The 17,665-nt window shown below is 65.1% G+C and carries 17 protein-coding genes and 1 pseudogene; 10 read left to right on the forward strand and 8 right to left on the reverse strand.

All coding sequences use genetic code 11. The features are described from left to right. The first annotated feature begins 325 nt into the window (after positions 1–325). The 4 genes from AC1RQP_RS12645 (at position 326) to AC1RQP_RS12660 (ending at position 6,561) form a co-directional block, all read left to right on the forward strand. Entirely contained in the window at positions 326–3,190 is a 2,865-nt protein-coding gene (locus AC1RQP_RS12645; protein ID WP_492937203.1) for a PAS-domain containing protein, read from the forward strand. Between the two features lie 210 nt (positions 3,191–3,400). Beyond that, a complete protein-coding gene (locus tag AC1RQP_RS12650) occupies positions 3,401–4,378 on the forward strand; it encodes a tripartite tricarboxylate transporter substrate binding protein (RefSeq protein WP_492937204.1) in 978 nt (325 codons plus the stop codon). 184 nt (positions 4,379–4,562) lie between these two features. Next, entirely contained in the window at positions 4,563–5,048 is a 486-nt protein-coding gene (locus AC1RQP_RS12655; protein WP_492937205.1) for a tripartite tricarboxylate transporter TctB family protein, read from the forward strand. 4 nt (positions 5,049–5,052) lie between these two features. After that, the gene (locus AC1RQP_RS12660; RefSeq protein WP_239628188.1) at positions 5,053–6,561 is read left to right on the forward strand and encodes a tripartite tricarboxylate transporter permease; all 1,509 of its coding nucleotides are present in this window, start codon (positions 5,053–5,055) and stop codon (positions 6,559–6,561) included. A gap of 150 nt (positions 6,562–6,711) precedes the next feature. On the opposite strand, the gene AC1RQP_RS12665 is transcribed toward AC1RQP_RS12660, so the two are convergent. After that, a complete protein-coding gene (locus AC1RQP_RS12665; protein ID WP_492937206.1) occupies positions 6,712–8,406 on the reverse strand; it encodes an EAL domain-containing protein in 1,695 nt (564 codons plus the stop codon). Between the two features lie 221 nt (positions 8,407–8,627). On the opposite strand from AC1RQP_RS12665, the gene AC1RQP_RS12670 reads away from it, so the two are divergent. Next, a complete protein-coding gene (locus tag AC1RQP_RS12670; RefSeq protein ID WP_194390444.1) occupies positions 8,628–8,888 on the forward strand; it encodes a hypothetical protein in 261 nt (86 codons plus the stop codon). Between the two features lie 75 nt (positions 8,889–8,963). On the opposite strand, the gene AC1RQP_RS12675 is transcribed toward AC1RQP_RS12670, so the two are convergent. The 3 genes from AC1RQP_RS12675 to mtgA form a co-directional block, all read right to left on the reverse strand. Continuing rightward, positions 8,964–9,617 (reverse strand): hypothetical protein, encoded by a 654-nt coding sequence (locus AC1RQP_RS12675; RefSeq protein WP_492937207.1) that lies wholly within the window; start codon positions 9,615–9,617, stop codon positions 8,964–8,966. A gap of 142 nt (positions 9,618–9,759) precedes the next feature. Continuing rightward, on the reverse strand, positions 9,760–9,942 hold the full coding sequence (gene rpmF, locus AC1RQP_RS12680; protein WP_007598106.1) for a 50S ribosomal protein L32: 183 nt from the start codon (positions 9,940–9,942) through the stop codon (positions 9,760–9,762). A gap of 169 nt (positions 9,943–10,111) precedes the next feature. Further along, positions 10,112–10,786, reverse strand: a complete 675-nt coding sequence (mtgA, locus tag AC1RQP_RS12685; protein ID WP_194390446.1) for a monofunctional biosynthetic peptidoglycan transglycosylase — start codon at positions 10,784–10,786, stop codon at positions 10,112–10,114. Between the two features lie 161 nt (positions 10,787–10,947). Here mtgA and AC1RQP_RS12690 point away from each other — a divergent pair, with 161 nt between their 5' ends. Both AC1RQP_RS12690 and AC1RQP_RS12695 read left to right on the forward strand, forming a co-directional pair. Continuing rightward, complete coding sequence (locus tag AC1RQP_RS12690) at positions 10,948–11,871, forward strand: polyprenyl synthetase family protein (protein WP_492937208.1); 924 nt, start codon at positions 10,948–10,950, stop codon at positions 11,869–11,871. A 9-nt stretch (positions 11,872–11,880) separates the two neighbouring features. After that, on the forward strand, positions 11,881–12,573 hold the full coding sequence (locus AC1RQP_RS12695) for a DUF1345 domain-containing protein (RefSeq protein WP_239628199.1): 693 nt from the start codon (positions 11,881–11,883) through the stop codon (positions 12,571–12,573). Positions 12,574–12,616: 43 nt separating this feature from the next. Here the strand turns inward: AC1RQP_RS12695 and AC1RQP_RS12700 are convergent. Both AC1RQP_RS12700 and AC1RQP_RS12705 read right to left on the reverse strand, forming a co-directional pair. Beyond that, a pseudogene (locus AC1RQP_RS12700) lies at positions 12,617–12,859 on the reverse strand (caspase family protein); the annotation flags it as partial. Between the two features lie 26 nt (positions 12,860–12,885). Next, a complete protein-coding gene (locus tag AC1RQP_RS12705; RefSeq protein ID WP_239628201.1) occupies positions 12,886–13,314 on the reverse strand; it encodes a GFA family protein in 429 nt (142 codons plus the stop codon). Positions 13,315–13,409: 95 nt separating this feature from the next. Here AC1RQP_RS12705 and AC1RQP_RS12710 point away from each other — a divergent pair, with 95 nt between their 5' ends. The 3 genes from AC1RQP_RS12710 (at position 13,410) to AC1RQP_RS12720 (ending at position 16,485) form a co-directional block, all read left to right on the forward strand. Next, the gene (locus AC1RQP_RS12710; RefSeq protein ID WP_061879813.1) at positions 13,410–13,784 is read left to right on the forward strand and encodes a nuclear transport factor 2 family protein; all 375 of its coding nucleotides are present in this window, start codon (positions 13,410–13,412) and stop codon (positions 13,782–13,784) included. A gap of 186 nt (positions 13,785–13,970) precedes the next feature. Further along, positions 13,971–14,828, forward strand: a complete 858-nt coding sequence (bla, locus tag AC1RQP_RS12715) for a class A beta-lactamase (protein WP_492937209.1) — start codon at positions 13,971–13,973, stop codon at positions 14,826–14,828. 49 nt (positions 14,829–14,877) lie between these two features. Next, entirely contained in the window at positions 14,878–16,485 is a 1,608-nt protein-coding gene (locus tag AC1RQP_RS12720) for a Na+/H+ antiporter (protein WP_239628206.1), read from the forward strand. A 104-nt stretch (positions 16,486–16,589) separates the two neighbouring features. Here the strand turns inward: AC1RQP_RS12720 and AC1RQP_RS12725 are convergent, their stop codons facing one another. After that, a complete protein-coding gene (locus AC1RQP_RS12725) occupies positions 16,590–17,402 on the reverse strand; it encodes an N-acetylmuramoyl-L-alanine amidase (protein WP_492937210.1) in 813 nt (270 codons plus the stop codon). 86 nt (positions 17,403–17,488) lie between these two features. Next, positions 17,489–17,614 carry a hypothetical protein gene (locus AC1RQP_RS12730; RefSeq protein WP_492937211.1) on the reverse strand — a complete coding sequence of 42 codons (126 nt, stop codon included), beginning with the start codon at positions 17,612–17,614 and terminating at the stop codon, positions 17,489–17,491. Positions 17,615–17,665: the final 51 nt, after the last annotated feature.

Raw genomic sequence — 17,665 nt, forward strand, 5'->3', positions numbered from 1 at the left:
CTAGAGCCAACAGTCCAGCACCGTCATCCTGAGGTGCTCACCGCGCGCAGCATGGTGAGCCTCGAAGGGTGAACGGCCGGGACGCAGCCGGGCCGTCGTCCTTCGAGGCCTCCGCTTTCGCTCCGGCACCTCAGGATGACGGTGAAAGTTCGGTGCCTGAGGTAGGGCTCCACCGTGCAGATCGCGGCACATACATCTTCACCATCGCCGGTCACCCTCCGTAAACTAACGCGCTTAAGGGAATTTTCCGGCCTCTTCGCTACCCTCGGCCGCTGAATTAGGTTGCTTCAAGTCTATTGCCTGCCGAGGTCCCGCCGAGCCCATGATGTCGACCCGCGACAACGAGCCTGGTGCACGCCGCGAGCAGGGCCCGGACGCCCTGGTCGTCCTGAGCCAGCTTGCGCTCGACCACATGGAGCAGGGCGTCTGCGTCTACGACGCCGACAACCGGATCGTGCTGGTGAACCAGCGCTACCTCACGCTGTTCGACATGTCGGCCGACATCGTGCGGGTCGGCACGAGCTACCGTGAGGTGCTCGAGCACAGCGCGAGACGCGGCAACTTTCCGCAAGACGAGCTCGACGCGTTGTATTCGGCGCGGATCGCGCAGATCGCCGCGGGCAAGCCGTTCCTGACCGAGCAGCGGCTTGCAAACGGCCTCGTCATGTCGCTCGAGCTGAAGCCGCTCCCCGGCGGCGGCTGGATGACGATCTGCGACGATGTCAGCCGCCTCGCCCGGCTCGAAGCGGAATTGCGCCTGCAGACCGAGCGGAGCCAGCACGCGCTCGCGAACATGTCGCATGGCCTCATCATGTACGACGTCGACAGCCGCGTTGTCCTCTGCAACGAACGGTTCCTGAAGCTCTACGATCTCGATCCCGAGATCGTGAAGCCGGGCGTCCCGCATTGTGCGGTGATCGAGCACTGGATGTCGCGCGGCAACCTGCCGGGCATGTCGAACGACGAATTTTACGAAAGCCGGCTGGAAGATGTGCGCCGCAGGAAGGCGAAAACCCTGCTGGTGATGCGTTACGACGGACGGATGGTCCAGGCGGTCTCCCGCTTCCTGCCCGACGGCGGCTGGGTGACGGTGCACGAGGACGTCACGGAGCGGCTGCAATACGAGGAAACGCTGAGGCAGCAGAACTTCATCCTCGATGCGGCGCTGGAGAACATGGCGCACGGGCTCGCCTTCTACGACAGCGACATGCGCCTGCGGGTCTGCAACACCACCTACCGCAAGATCTACCGGCTGTCGCCGGAGGAGACCAGGCCCGGCACGCATCTCGCCGAGCTGATCGAGCGTTCGATGGCGAAGGGCGCATTCTCATCCGAATACAGTCCGCAACAGCTCCTCGAAGCCGCCTGCACGAGCATTGCGAAGCGCGATTCCTCGCCAATGCGCCGGCGCATGGCGAACGACACCGTGGTGTCGGTGCGCTACTGCGCACTCGCCGAGGGCGGCTTCGTCGCCACCTATGAGGACATCACTGAGCGCGAGCACGCGGTCGAGCAGCTGGGCGAGCAATATCGGCGCTTCGACGCTGCACTGAACAACATGAGCCAGGGCCTGTGCATGCTCGATTCGAGCCTGCGCGTGATCGTCTGCAACCGCCGTTATCTCGAGATGTACGGGCTGTCGCCGGAGATCGTGAAGCCCGGCGTCTCGATGCGAGAGATCATGGAGTACGGCTGCGAGCTCGGCATCCATCCGAACATGACCGGCGCCAAGCTCTATGCCGACTATGTCGAGAGGTTGCGCGAGGGCGAGCACACGTTGCACCGGCACTTGAGCGACGGCCGCATCATCAAGCTCAATCACAAGCGGATGGAGCACGGCGGCTGGGTCGTCACCTACGAGGACGTCACCGAGCGTCACAAGGCCCAGGCCCGGGTGGCGCATATGGCGCAGCACGATTCGCTCACCGACCTGCCCAACCGCACGCTGTTTCGCGAGAAGATGGGCGAAGGACTGAACCAGGTCGCGATCGCCGGCGGCGCCATGGCCGTGCTGTGCTTCGACCTCGACAACTTCAAGACCGTCAACGATCGTCTCGGCCATGCCGCAGGCGACCGCCTGCTGCGCTGGGTCGCAGCACGCCTGAAGGAGAACGTCGGCGAGCACGATACCGTCGCCCGCCTCGGCGGCGACGAGTTCGCCATCCTCCAGCGCGGACCGCAGCCGCAATCGGCCGAGGAGCTCGCCCGCCGCCTCGTCGACATCATCGGTCATCCGCCGCCGCTGGAGAGCCAGTCGATCCATGTCGGCGTCTCCGTCGGCATCGCGATCGCACCCGACCATGGGCTCGATGCCGACGAGCTGATGAAATGCGCCGATCTCGCGCTGTACCAGGCCAAGGCCAGGGGGCGCGGAGCCTATCAGCTGTTCGAGCCCGAGATGGAGGAAGAGGCGCGCAGCCGGCACGCGCTGGAGCAGGATCTGGTTGGCGCGCTGGAAGGACGTGAATTCCACCTGGTGTTCCAGCCGCAGATGCGGCTCGATTCCTGCGAGCTCACCGGCTTCGAGGCACTTCTGCGCTGGAAACATCCCTCGCGCGGCTTGGTCTCTCCGGCCGAGTTCATTCCGATTGCAGAGGAGAACGGGCTGATCGTACCGATCGGCGAATGGGTGCTGCGCACGGCCTGCGCGGCCGCCGCGTCCTGGCCCGATGTCACCGTCGCGGTGAACCTGTCGCCGGTGCAGTTCCGCGCGCGCGGGCTGGTGGCGATGGTCACGAGCGCACTTGCAGAGGCAGGCCTGCCGCCGCAGCGGCTCGAGCTCGAGGTCACGGAGACGGCGCTGCTCGATGACAGCGAGGCGACGATCGAGATCCTGCACCAGCTCCGCACGTTAGGGGTGCGCGTCAGCCTCGACGATTTCGGCGTCGGCTATTCCTCGCTGAGCTATTTGCGCAAGTTTCCCTTCGACCGCATCAAGATCGACCGCTCCTTCGTCGGCACGCTCGGCGAAAGCCCGGAGAGCGTTGCCATCGTCCGAACGATCGCAAGCCTCGGCTCCGTGCTCGGCGTCGAGACCACGGCGGAGGGGGTGGAGACCGAGGAGCAGCTCGATTTCGTTCGCGAATGCGGCTGCACTGCCGTGCAGGGCTATTATTTCGGCAAGCCGTGTCTCGCATCGGAGGTCGGCCGCACCATCGAGAGGCTGAACATGGTCCGGCGCGTGGCCTAACGGCTTCTTCCCCCCCCCCCTCAAATTCCGCCTCTCGGCACGCAGCCGAACGACGAATTGTCGCATGTGCCGGCTCTGCCGGCATGGCCCAACCGATCGCCGCGTGCGGTCCGCGCAATGCGCTTTTCTTCTCCCGCGATTTCAGGAACAATCGTCTCACAAGAACAAGAGGCGACGGCCCAAAGGGGCCGCTGCGAGGGAGGCGTTTCGATGTCGGGATACGGGCTGAAGACGATCGCATTTGCCGCGGCGTACGCTGTCATGGGCGCATTGTTCCCCACTGCCGCCGGTGCGCAGGACTATCCGAGCAAGCCGATCACGTTGATCGTGCCGTGGCCGGCCGGCGGATCGACCGATATCTCGATGCGAGCGATCGCCGACTGCGCCTCGAAGATCCTGGGTCAGCCGATCGTGATCGACAACAAGGCCGGCGGCGGCGGCACGGTGGGACCGGCGACCATGGCGGCGGCCGCGAAGCCTGATGGCTATACCATCTCGCAGATCCCGATCACGGTGTTCCGCCTGCCTCTGATGCAGGAGGTATCGTGGGATCCGGCGAAGGACTTCAGCTACATCGTCCATCTCACCGGCTATACTTTCGGCGTCACGACCAGTGCGGAGTCGCAGTTCAAGAGCTGGAAGGACGTGGTGGAGTTCGCAAAGGCGAACCCGGGCAAGGTGACCTACGCCACGCCGGGCGCCGGCACCTCGCTGCATATCGGCATGGAGCAGATCGCCGCGATGTCCGGCATCAAGCTGACGCAGGTCCCTTTCAAGGGCGGCGCAGAGACCAACGCAGCCGTGCTGGGACAGCACACCATGCTCCAGGCTGATTCCACGGGATGGCGGCCGCTGGTCGATGCGGGCAAGCTTCGACTGTTGATGGTCTGGACCGGCGCGCGCTCGCCGAACTACCCGGATGTGCCGACGCTGAAGGAGCTCGGCTACCCCATGGTCTATGATTCCCCGTTCGGCATCGCCGGCCCGAAGGGCATGGATCCCAAGATCGTCGCCAAGCTGCACGATGCCTTCAAGAAGGCGGTCGAAGACCCGGCAGTCGTGGCGACGCTTGCCAAATACGACATGGTTCCGAACTACAAGAACACCGAGGACTACAAGAAGTTCGTCGTCGAGGTCACGGAGTCCGAGCGCAAGGTGATCGAGACGCTCGGGCTTGCGAAGAAGTAGACTGAGCCGCTTTCATGTCCCGGACGCGGTGCAGCGCTTCTTCAGCGATGCACGGCAGAGCCGGGACCTACCTTTCATCCACACTCATGGGCCCCGGCTCTGCAGCGCACCGCCATAGCGCGTCGAAGACGTGCATGAACGCACTCATGGCGCTACGCTGCGTCCGGGGCACGATAGGGAAGCGATGAACGACCAAACCAACGTCAAGCTCCGCCTCAGCAATTCCGAGCTCTGGGGCGGGGTGATCGGGCTTGCGCTTGGCGGCTTCGTGATCTGGTCGGGCTTGAAGCTCAGGCTCGGCACCATCAACGATCCCGGCTCCGGCTACGTGCTGTTCTATACGGGCATCCTGATGTGCGTGTTCGCAGGCGCCATCATCGTCTCGGCGGTCACCGAGGGCGGTCCGACGCTGGCCTCGCGCTGGGAGAATGTGCGCTGGAGCAAGCCGCTTCTCGTCATCGCCTGCCTCACCGCATTCTCGTTCGCGCTGGAGCCGCTCGGATTCCTGTTGTCGTCGATCCCGCTGATGCTGCTGCTGTTGCGGCTGATCGATCCGGTGCGCTGGACGTTGGCGGTCCCGATCGCCGTGCTGGTGCCATCAGGCATGTGGTGGGTGCTCAAGCGGCTGCTGTTGATCCAGTTGCCCTCAGGCCTGTTCGGGATCGGTTGATCGCATGGATACGCTTGTCAATGTGGCCCATGGATTCGGCGTCGCGCTGCTGCCGATCAACCTGCTCTACTGCTTCATCGGCGTCTTCATCGGCACGCTGGTCGGCGTGCTGCCGGGCATCGGGCCGATCTCGGCCATGTCGCTGCTGCTGCCTGTGACGCTGTCGGGGACCCCGGAATCCGGCATCATCATGATGGCCGGCATCTATTACGGCTCGATGTATGGCGGCTCGACCACCTCGATCCTGGTCAACATCCCCGGCGAGGCAGCCTCCGTCGTCACCTGCATCGACGGCCACCAGATGGCGAAGCAGGGCCGTGCGGGCCCTGCCCTCGGCATCTCCGCTTTCGGCTCCTTCGCCGCGGGCACGTTTGCGCTGATCGCCCTGATGCTGGTGGCGCCGAAGCTTGCCAGCATTGCCATCGCCTTCGGCCCGGCCGAGTATTTCAGCCTGATGGTGCTCGGCCTCGTCGTGCTCACTTTCCTCACCCAGGGATCGATGCCGAAGGCATTGCTGATGGCGTGCATCGGTGTCGTGCTCGGGCTGGTCGGGCTCGACAGCATCACCGCGCAGCCGCGGCTGACCTTCGGCCGCATGGAATTGATCGACGGCATCGGCCTCGTGCCCGTCGTGATGGGCCTGTTCGGCGTCGCCGAGGTGCTGCTCAACACTGAGCAGGCCATCAAGCGCGACATCATCAACACCAAGATCACTCATCTCCTGCCCAGCAAAGAGGACTGGAAGGCGAGCGCAGGTCCGGTCGGCCGCGGCACGATCCTCGGCTTCTTCCTCGGCATCCTGCCGGGCGGCGGCGCGGTGGTGGCGTCATTCGCCTCCTACGCGCTGGAGAAGCGGCTGTCGAAGACGCCCGAGCGTTTCGGGCATGGCGCGATCGAAGGCGTCGCGGGACCGGAATCGGCGAACAATGCCGCGGCGGGCGGGGCCTTCATTCCGCTGATGACGCTCGGCATCCCGCCGAATGTCGTGATGGCGCTGCTGCTCGGCGCCTTCGTCATTCACGGCCTGCAGCCGGGGCCACTGCTGATCACGCAGAATCCAGGCCTGTTCTGGGGCATCGTCGCCAGCATGTATATCGGCAACGTCATGCTGCTGATCCTGAACCTGCCGATGATCGGCATGTGGGTGCAGCTGCTCAAGCTGCCCTACAATATCCTGTTTCCCCTGATCATCCTGTTCACGATCCTCGGCGTCTATTGCTCGAGCAACAACGTGTTCGACGTCCATGTGATGATCGCGTTCGGGATCATCGGCTATTTCATGCGCAAACTCGGCTATGAGCCGGCGCCGCTGGTGCTCGCCTTCGTGCTGGGGCCGATGATGGAGAACAACTTGCGCAAGTCGCTGATCCTGTCGCAGGGCGATCTCTGGACCTTCGTGCAGCGGCCGATCTCGGGGGTGTGCCTGACGCTGGCGCTCGTGCTGCTGATCGCGCCGCTGCTGCCGTCTCTGCGCAAGAAGCGCGAGCTGGTGGCGCTGGATGAGGGGGCGTGAGGAAGCCTTGGCTTCCTAGGGTGGGCAAACCAAAGCGACTTGTCCGCCGTAGCTCGAAGAGCGAAGGCGGAAGCGTGCCCACGTCTGTCGTCGACGCTTCAAGAGATGGTGGGCACGGCGCAAGTGCGCCTTTGCCCACCCTACGGCGGCTCAGCTCGCAGCAGGCAGTGCGCTGTCCGGGGGCGTACCCCAGGGACGCTCGGCTGAGGCGAGCCCGATCAGGCGGCCCTGGATGTAGTCGCAGCCCCACTCACGCAGCATACCTGCGGCTTCCTCGTCCTGCACCCATTCGGCGACCGTCTTGATGTCGAGGCGGCGGGCGAGGTCGATCAGGGTCTGCACGAAGGCGCGGTCGTCGGCCGAGCGGGTGACGTTCTGCACGAAGGCGCCGTCGATCTTCACGATGTCGACGCCGAGCTTGCGCAGGTTTCGGAACGAGGTGTAGCCGGCGCCGAAATCGTCGATGGCGATGCGGCTGCCGAAATTCTTCAGCCGCGTGACGAAGCCGCGGACGTCGTCGATGTCCTGGATCGCGACCGTCTCCGTGATCTCGACGATCAGGCGCTCGGCAACACCGGGATGCGCCAGCATCAGCGACTCGATCCCGGCCCACCAGTCCGGATCCATCGTCGTATCAGGCGAGATGTTGAGGCTGAGGCAGATGTTGGGCGCAGCGGCGAGCTCGGCGACCACGAGCTCGAGCACGCGGTGGTCCACCAGGCGGATCAGGCCGAGCCGCTCGGCGACCGGCACGATATCGGGCGCGAGCAGCACCTGGCCATCACCCTGGTCCATCCGCACCAGGCACTCGTGGAAGGCGCGTTCGCGCGAGCTGGCCGAGACCACCGGCTCATAGGCAAGCTTGATACGGCGTTCGTTCAGCGCGGTGACGATCTCGTCGGTGACGCGGATGTTGACCCGGCGCTGCGCGTCGCGCGCGGCATCCGGGCGCCACGCGGCGAACGAGCCGGCGCGGCGGCGCTTGGCGGCATCCAGCGTTTCATGGGCGCGGTTGACCGCTTCATCGGTGTTGCGGGCGTAGCGCGGCAGGCTGACCGCGCCGATCGAGGCGGTGACCGAGACCGGGCCGGATTTCGTCGGCACCACCTCGTCGCGGATGCCGGTGAGGAAGCGCTCGGCGGCGACGTTCATGTCGTCGACGGTACAGTTCTTCAGGATCAGGCCGAACTTGTTGCCGGAGAAGCGCCCGAGCACGTCGCCGCCGCGCAGGCGCGAACGAATGCGCCTGGCGACATCCAGGATCACGGCGTCGGCGACGTCGAAGCCGAAGGCGTCGTTGACGCGGGCGAGATGATCGATGCCGACCAGCATGAAGGCCGCGGTCGAGCGAAAGCGGGCCGTCTCCTCGATCGCCTCGGCCAGTGCCGCCAGCAGATGGGAACGGTTGAGCTCGCCGGTCAGGGGATCGAGCCGGGCCAGCTTGGCCAGTTCCTCGTCGCGGGCGTGGCGCTCATTGTTGATGCGGACGGAGCCGATCGCACGTGTGGGGCGACCATCGGGGCCCGCGAACCAGCGGCCGGTCTCCTCGACCCAGATCACCGGATCGGAGGCGCTCATGCGCACGCCGTACTCGGCCCGGTAAGGCGTACCGCCGGCGCCGTGCACGGCGGAGGTCTGCGCCAGGGCTGCGGTCCGCAGCGTTTGCGCGGGCTCGATCAGCTTGGCGAATTCGGCGCCAGTCGCGAGCTGCTCGGCCGGGATGCCGGGAAAGATGCTGGCGACCTGCTCACCCCAGACGATGGCATCGCTGGCGATGTCCCAGGCGAACACGGCCTGGCCGAGCGCGGCGAGGATGTCGGAGGCTTGCGGCAATGCGGGAGTCAAAATCGCCTCGTTCTGGGACAGTGGAGAAGTCCTGATCCGGCACAGGATAGAGCCAGATTCGCCCCCGACCCTAGGCAAAGTTGATAAACAATTTGGAAACCACGTTTCCGGGACGTGGGGAACCAAACCGGCCCGGGCGGCATAGGCCTTGCGAGTACAGGACTCGCACCGGCGCCTGCGTCCCGAAACGCGACAATCTCGCCGGATCAACGGTGATTGCGATGTTGAGTACCGATCGATCGGACGCGGCTGAGAACGGCGCAGGCACAGCCCTGGTGCCGCTGATGCCGACGTTGCAGTGGGTCCACAAGGCACCGCTGCCCCGCCCCGATCCGAGCTTCGTCACCCAGCTCATCGCCAACGCCGAACATCTGTCCCAGACCAGCCGGCTCCGACGGGCCTCTTCCGAAGACGCGAGGACGGCCTATGGCAGCAAGCGTCCATTGGGAAGCGTCAGCGCGCGGACGCGGCAGGTGGCGTAAGCCGGCTGATGGGGCAATTTTCGCCTCACCTGCGCTGCGCCTCTCCCCGTCTGCGGAAGAGGTCGACGCGCTCGGTCAGCGTGGCGGCGCGTCAGGGGACGACGGCGAGCCGTTGCCCGGCTGAAGATGGGGCGAGGAAATTTCCGGCGAGGGTGAGCCCTGCACCGGCTTTGGCGCAGGATGATCCATCAGCACGGATTCGGCGACGGATTGCGCCGAGGGTGCGGGCGGCGCCACCGGCGCCGGCTGTGGCGCAATCACCGGCTCGAACCTGGAGGCGGCCTCCGCGTCATCCGCCGGCGCTTCACCCCTGCGCTTGGCCTTGCGTGGCGCCGGCACCGTCGTCTCGGCGACATAGGTGACGCGGCGACGCGTGCGCTGGGCAATGCCGGCAAGGAAGTCGGCCATCGCCAGCAGCACCAGCAGGAAAAAGGTGGAATTGCCAAATTTGGGCCACATCACGAATTCGGCTGCGGCCGCCCCGAAGACGATCAGCGACAGCAAATGATCCATCAGGAATTTCGAGCCCGGCCGCGCGCCCTTGACCACCTCGAGCAGCAGCAGCACCACGCCGAGCGCGAGCAGCAGATCGGCGAGCGTGACCGGCCAGCTCTCGCCCGTGATCATCGGCACATTGAACAGCACGTCCGAGAAGGACACGCTGGGCATCAGGAAGGCGATGATGTTGTAGACCGCGAGCGGAATCAGAAGCAGCGGGAAACCGACCATCGGCGAGATGCCTTCTCGATCAAGATATCCGGACAGAACAATGCAGCGGCGAAGCATTTGCTCCGCCGCCGTCACCGTCTAGCTCATGGGGTGGCCGAAATCACGCGGGTTCAATCATCCCGCCTGAGGAAAGGTCCTGCCTTCAGGACTCTTTCTTCTTCAGGACCTGACGGCCCTTGTACATGCCGGTCTTGAGGTCGAGATGGTGCGGACGACGGAGCTCGCCGGAATCCTTGTCTTCCACATAGGTCGGCTTCTTGATGGCGTCAGCCGAGCGGCGCATGCCACGGCGCGACGGCGAGGTTTTTCTTCTCGGAACGGCCATTTCAATATCCTCTAGGGATTGGTGTCATCAGGGCATCGTCCGCGGAGGGACGGCTCAGCACCCGCAATACGAGGCGAGCTGAATGCCGATCAAGGCCGCGCTTATAGAGGAAGGCTGGCCGTAAAGCTAGGCTCTTGGGCCGGAAAATGCGCCCGGAATGGGCCAAAAATCAGCGATTTTCGCGCCAGCAGGTCGCAAGCGAGCTCGCCTGCCCCCGCGCCATATAGGTTGCCGCCAGCCGCCGGACGCCGGGCCCGGGGGTCCTGGCGCTGCGTTTGACCGGATTCGGCAGGATCGAGGCCAGAAGGGCTGCCTCCCGCGGGGAGAGGCTGGCGGCCGATTTGCCAAAGGCATAGGCGCTGCCCGCCTCGACGCCAAACTGGCCCTGCGGACCAAACTCGGCGATGTTGAGGTAAATCTCCAGGATCCGCGGCTTGGGCAGGACGAGATCGATCCAGAGTGCCAGCGGGAATTCCAGCGCTTTGCGAACGAAATCCCGTCCCTGCCAGAGGAACAGGTTTTTCGCCACCTGCTGGGTGATCGTGGAGGCGCCCCGGAACGGCGTGCCATCCTCCTGCGCGTCGTCGATCGCCTCGCGCAACGCGCCCCAATCGATGCCGTGATGCTTGCAGAAATGGGCATCCTCGGCCGCCACCACGGCGCGCGGCAGATAGGGCGACATGTCAGCCAGATCGATCCACGTCCGCTGCATCGGCGCGCCCCGGAGCGAACGCCAGGCCATCAGCGTCGAAACCGGATGGCCGGTGCGGTAGAACGGCGCGATCACATAGGGCGCGAGAGCCGCGACCACGAGCGCCAGGAGAAGGATTTTGACGATGCGCAAGTCGACCTTTCCGGCGCAAAATGAAACGAGGCCCACGGCTGAGCCATTAAGTCTGTGATAATTCGGGCCTTTTCCAGCACTTTTTAGCCCTTCCAAACGATTGACTGGCGCGGGCGCATAAAGGATTGTCCGGCCGAATTTTAGTTCTGGAGCCCTTCTTGATGACCGGCACGTCCCCGTCCGATTTCGCCAAACGTCTGGACAAGACCGCTGATGACACCGAGGCCCTGCTCGAGCGGCTATTGTCGGACGACATCCTGCACGACGAGATCGCCCGGCCCAAGCGACTGATGGACGCAATGCGCTATTCGAGCCTGAATGGCGGCAAGCGTCTGCGGCCGTTCCTGGTGGTCGAAAGCGCCGCCGTGTTCGGCGTCCCGCGCGAGGCGGCCCTGCTCGCCGGCGCGGCGCTCGAATGCATCCACTGCTATTCGCTCATCCATGACGACCTGCCGGCGATGGACAATTCGGACCTGCGCCGCGGCCGCCCCACCCTGCACAAGAAGACCGATGACGCGACCGCGATCCTGGCCGGCGACGGCCTGCTGACGCTCGCCTTCGACATCATCACCCGCGACGAGATCCATCGCGACGCCAATGTGCGGCTGCTGCTGACGCGCGCTTTGGCGCGCTGCGCCGGCATCGGCGGCATGGTCGGCGGCCAGATCCTCGATCTCGCCGGCGAAGGCCGCTTCGGCGGCAACGAGCCGATCGATGTCGCCCGCATTCAGCAGATGAAGACCGGCGCGCTGCTGCGCTACGGCTGCATCGCCGGCGCGATCCTCGGCCAGGCCTCGCAAAAGGAATATCAGGCGCTCGACGATTACGGACGCGCGCTCGGCGAAGCCTTCCAGATCGCCGACGATCTGCTCGATGTCGAAGGCGATGCGGCCGCGCTCGGCAAGCCTTCCGGCCAGGACGCAGCGCTCGGCAAGACCACCTTCGTCACCCAGCTCGGCATCGAAGGCGCCAAGCAGCGCGTACGCGACTTGCTCGCGCGCGCGGACAACGCAGTGTCGATCTTCGGCGACCGCGCCGTCGTGCTGCAGGCCGCCGCGCGATTCGTCGCCGAGCGGAAGAACTGACGCGCGCCGATGGCGGCCCGCGGCAAAGAGGATCCCGCTCTTGTCCGCTTCCGCCAGATGTCGCGGCCGATGCGGCTGCTCTATGCACGGCCGCGGACGTTCATTGCGCTCGTTGTCGGCATCCTCGTCTGCCTGCTTGTGCCGGGCACGCCCCGGCTGGTGACGCGGCTCCTGTTCGGATGGGACGCGCTGATCGCGGTCTATCTCGTGCTGGTCTATGCGATGATGCTCTGCAACGACCACCAGCACATCCGTCGCGCCGCTGCGATGCAGGACGACGGCCGGTTCGTGATCCTGCTCGTCACCGCCACCGGTGCCTTCGCCAGCATCGCGGCAATCGTCTCCGAGCTGGGCACGCCGCAGCGCGGCGGCCTGGATCTGACGATCGCGATCATCACCATCGTGCTGTCATGGGCTGCGGTGCACACGACCTTCGCGCTGCACTACGCGCATGATTATTATCGCGACGGTACGGCAGGTGGCCTTCAGTTTCCGAGCGGCGACAAGGAAGACCATGCCGACTATTGGGATTTCGTCTATTTCTCCTTCGTGATCGGCATGACTGCGCAGGTCTCCGACGTCGGCATCACCGACAAGACCATTCGCCGCACCGCGACGGCGCACGGCATCGTGTCCTTTATCTACAACACGGCGTTGCTGGCGCTGACGGTGAACATCGCGGCGAGCGCAATCTCGAAATAGTCCGTCGTCCCGGCCCTCGCCGGGACGATCCAGAAAGTAGCGGTCAGTAACACACCTCGGCGTTGGGGTCGTTGCCGGGGCCGCCGCCGCCGCGATATTCGAGACGGCAACCGCGATGGACCGGACGACAACCGGTGTTGTTGCAGTAGACCTGCCCGCCACTCGTCGCGCGGCCGTCGCCAGCAGCAGCAATGCCGGCAGCGGCACCATAGCCGCCCGCCGCCCCGCCAGACTGACGACGCTGCCGTGCGGGACGCTCGTCGTCGCGCTTCGCGGGCGCGGTTCGCCGACGGAGGCGCGGTCCGGGCTCCCTCAGACAACCCCGATGTGCCCCCGATATTGCGGCAGATTGTCCGTAATCTCGTGCCAGGGCGCCTTCGAGCCGACGAAAATATGGGCGCTGGGCCGGATCGAGGGCGCGTCGACCAGGGTGCCCATGGCGACATGAACCCATTGTCCTTCACGCACCCTGGAATAGAGCAGCGAGCCGCAGCGGGCACAATGCGCATCATGGGTGGTATCGTCGCCGAAAATCATCCGCTGGTCCTCTCCCCGGACGATGCGGAGCTTGTCTTGCGCGATGCCGGCGAACGGCTTGAAGGCGGCTCCGGTGGTGCGACGGCAGTTCGAGCAGTGGCAGTTCATCGCATAGGAGAACGCATCCGCCACTTCAAAGCGCACAGCGCGGCAATAGCATTCGCCGGCGAGGATACGAGCGTTCGAATTGTCTGATCCGGTCATGACGATTGCCTTCGCGCAAACGGCTCACAGACCCATAGCGCATTTTGACTTATACGACTAAGTTCGCCCCGCGCCATCATGCAGAGGAATGACCAATGAACCAGGACCGGTCGAGCGTCGAAGCCGTCGTGCAATCCTATTTTGACGGGCTCTATGAGGGCGACGCCGAAAAGCTCGGCGCCATCTTCCATCCCTCCGCCGATCTGCGCTGGGTCGAGAAGGGCGAACTCCAGGTTCTGACCGTACCCGACTGGCTCGATCGCGTCCGCAAGCGCGCCTCGGCCAAAGCCGAGGGCAAGCCGCGCGAGGATTTCGTCGTCACCATCGACCGGTCCGACGACAAGACCGCCTTCATCAAGGTGCGCTGCCAGCTGCCACCGCGCTATTTCACCGACTATCTGGTGGCGATGAAGCTCGCCGACGGCTGGCAGATCGTGTCGAAATCGTACAGGTACGACCTGAGGGAGTGAGCCCTCCCGATCTTCCGCTGCCCGAAATCTGTCGCACTCGTTCTCCATTCGTCATTGCGAGCGAAGCGAAGCAATCCAGAATCTCGCCGGGGAGGCCGACTGGATTGCTTCGCTCCGCTCGCAATGACTGTGCGGATAAAGCGTCCGCTACATCCCTACCCGTCTGACCCACGCCAAAGGTCTTTCATGCTTATCGATCGCCGCTCCCTGCTCGCCTCCCTGTGCTGGATCGCCGCTTCTCCCGCGCTCGCCGCGGAGGCGCCGGCCGAACTCGAAGCCTATGAGCGCGGCAGTGGCGGGCGCATCGGGCTCTATGCGGAGAATCTTGCGACCGGCAAGACACTCGCCTGGCGCGCCGACGAGCGCTTCGTCATGTGCTCGACATTCAAGGCCTCGCTTGCGGCCTGCGTGCTGGCGCGGGTCGATCGCGGCGAGGAGCAGCTTGCGGCCATGATCCCTTACGGCAAGGCCGACCTGCTTGATTACGCACCGGTCGCCAGGCAAAATCTCGCGGCCGGCAAGATGTCGGTCGGCGAGATGTGCAAGGCGATCGTCGAGCTCAGCGACAACACCTGCGCCAATCTGCTGCTGGCGCGGATCGGCGGGCCCGCCGCGCTGACTGCATTCTGGCGATCGCTCGGAGATACCACCTCGCGGCTCGACCACAACGAGCCAGAGCTCAACCGCTCACGGCCCGGCGATCCCCGCGACACCACGACACCCGCGGCGATGGCGGGCAATCTGCGGCGGCTGGTGCTGGGCGAGGCCTTGTCGGCGCAATCGCGCCTCCAGCTCACCGACTGGATGGTGAATTGCAAGACCGGTGCGAACCGGCTGCGTGGTGGCCTGCCGGCAAGCTGGAAGATCGGCGACAAGACAGGCAATAACGGCAAGGATGCGTCGGGCGATATCGCGGTCGTCTGGCCGAAGCCAGATGCGCCGATCCTGATCGCGGCCTATACCCAGGGCGGCACGCCGAATGCGGCGCAGATCGCGACTTTATTTGCGCAGATTGGACGGATGGTCGCCGGCCAGCTGACGTGAGCATTGCCGCATTGACCTCGCGCGCGCTTCCGGGTCAAGACAGGCCATCATGGAAGCGAAATTTCAGACTTTTCTCATCCTGCTTGCCGTGCTGGCGGGCGTGGCGCTGGCCGCGCGCCGCTTCAACGTCGCCCCGGCCATTCTGCTGATGCTGGCCGGCGTCGGCCTGGCCTTCGTGCCAGGCATGCCGCCGGTCGAGCTGCCGCCGGAACTGGTTCTCTTGATGGTCCTGCCGCCGCTGATCTACTCGGCGAGCGTCGCCATGAGCTGGCGCGAGTTCAGGAACAATTTACGCCCGATCGTGCTGCTCGCGGTCGGCGCGGTGATCTTCACCGCGGCGATGGTGGCGGCGGCCACGCACTACATGATCGGCCTGCCCTGGACCGTCGCCTTCCTGCTGGGAGCCATCGTTGCGCCGCCCGACGTGGTGGCGCCGCTCGCGATCGCGCGCCGGCTCAACATGCCGCGCCGGCTCCTGGTCATCCTCGAGGGTGAAGGGCTGGCCAATGACGCCACTGCGCTGATCCTCTACCGCTTTGCGCTCGCCGCGATCATGGTCGGACATTTCTCGCTGCCGCTCGCGGCCGGCGAGTTCCTCCTGATCGTCGCCAGCGAGATCGCCTTCGGCATCGGCGTCGGCTGGCTCTCCCTACGCTTCCGCAAATGGTCGGGGGACCCGCAGGTCGAGCTGACATTGTCGCTGATCACACCCTACGTCTCCTACTGGCTGCCCGAACATGTCGGCGGCTCCGGCGTGATCGCGACCGTCGCCTGCGGCCTCTACGTGAGCTGGAACGGGCCGCTGCTGATCTCGTCGGCAACGCGCCTGCAAGGCATCTTCTTCTGGGATCTGGTGATCTATCTGATCGAGGGCATGCTGTTCCTGCTCACCGGCTTCCAGATGCGCGCGCTCTACGAGAAGTCGAAGTCCTTCCCGCTCGACGACATTCTCATCGCGACGGCAGTGGTCCTGGTCATCGTCGTGATCGCGCGCTTCGCCTGGCTCTACCCCGCGACCTACCTGCCGCGGATGCTCAGCAAGTCGCTGCGCAAGCGCGACCCGTCGCCGCCATGGCAATGGCCGTTCGTGCTCGCCTTCACCGGCGTGCGTGGCGCCGTGTCGCTGGCGGCCGCGCTGGCGCTGCCGTTCACGCTGCCTGATGGCGAGGCGTTTCCGTATCGCGACCTGATCCTGTTCGTCGCCTTCGGTGTCATCTTCGTCACGCTGATCGGGGTCGGCCTCACGCTGCCGCCGGTCGTGCGCTGGCTCGGCGTCGCCGAGGCCGGCCGCCACGAGCATGCCGCCGAGCACGAGGCCGAGATCGCTGCCCGGCGCCAGGCGCTCGATGCCGCGCTGAAATCGCTCGACGTACTGACCGCGCAGAAGGAAGTATCCGAAGAAGTGATGCGGCTGATGCGCGCACGACACGATATCCGCGTCAACCAGCTCCCGGACTCGCTCGATCCCAACCACCACGACGTCTCCGCCGCCGGTACCGCGCTTACCCGCGAGCTGATCGCCGCCGAAAGAAAATTCATCCACAACCTCCTGCGCGAGGGCCAGATCACCGACGAAACGCGGCGGCGAATCGAACGTGATTTGGATCTGGAGGAGGCAAGTCTGGCAAACCGGGAGTATCGGAGAATGCCGCTGTAGCTTTTCGTCATTACGAGCGCAGCGAAGCAATCGAGAGTCCTTCCGCGAAGAGCCTGGATTGCTTGGCTGCGCTCGCAATGGCCAACGCGAAATAGCCGAACTCGCTACCGCCTCTCGCAAAACTCCCTCATTGCAACCGCCACGGCGCCCGCGACCGCTTCGTGCCGCTCCGCCGAGTTCAGCTCCATTTCTTCGTCGCGATTGATGATCGAGCCGGCCTCGAGCAGCACGGCGGCGCTCCTCGTCCGCGACAGCACGATGAGCCCGTCATAGCGATAGACGCCGACGTCCCTGTCGAGCAGCTGGCGCCGGTAGCGGCCCATCACCGGCAGGGTGTACTGGCTGGCATAGCGCAGGCCCTGCTCCTTCAACTGCCTGCCGATCATCCGGGCCAGCATCAGGCTGGTGGCGAAGTACGGATTCTGCTGCGACACGAACAGCGAGTGCCCCGAAAAACGGTCGCTGAAATAGCTTTTTGCGCCGTCGAACTCCCAGGTCTCGAGCAGCTTGTCCGGCACCGAATCGTGATGGACCGACAGGAACAGATCGGCCCGGCCTTCGTTCGCAGCGCCGACGCGCTTGAACAGGCTCGGCCGCGCCTTGCCGTCCGTGACGAGCAGGCGGGTTTCGGCGAAGCCTTCAGACCTGAGCTTCGCCGTGATCAGCCTGGCGAGGCGGAAGTTGAAGCCGAACTCTGGATCATTGCGCGCGCTCAACGCGCCGTAGGAGTCCGGGGTGTGCCCGACGTCTACGACGATCCGAAAGTTCGGCATCTCGCACCTTGCCGACAACTTCGACTTGGCCTTGGGGCTTGCAGTCCTTCGCGCGGCGACGGCCTCGCTGCTCGCAACAGTCGCCAGCGGCGACAGCAAGATCGACGCGACCAGCCCGACGATGATGCTCCGCGACCGCCTCAAGCGCTACTCCGTTGCTAAGATCCTGGAATGGCCGGCGAAGCCGGCAACGTCGCCGAAGCGTTCCAACATCACGGCTGGCAAGTCCTTCATGCAGGCACCGGAGCACGCGCATAGCGGTCCTGATGCGCAGCTTGCGGCGGCGGCTTGCCCTGCTCGGGGAGCTCTTTCGAGAGCAGGACAGGCATCCAGAAGCGGCGCAACAATTCACCCATGCCGGCCCCCTGGGCCGGACTCGGTCAGGAATTTATTGTCCTCTGCGCGGA

This window comes from Bradyrhizobium sp. GW821-FHT13H06, assembly GCF_058803975.1.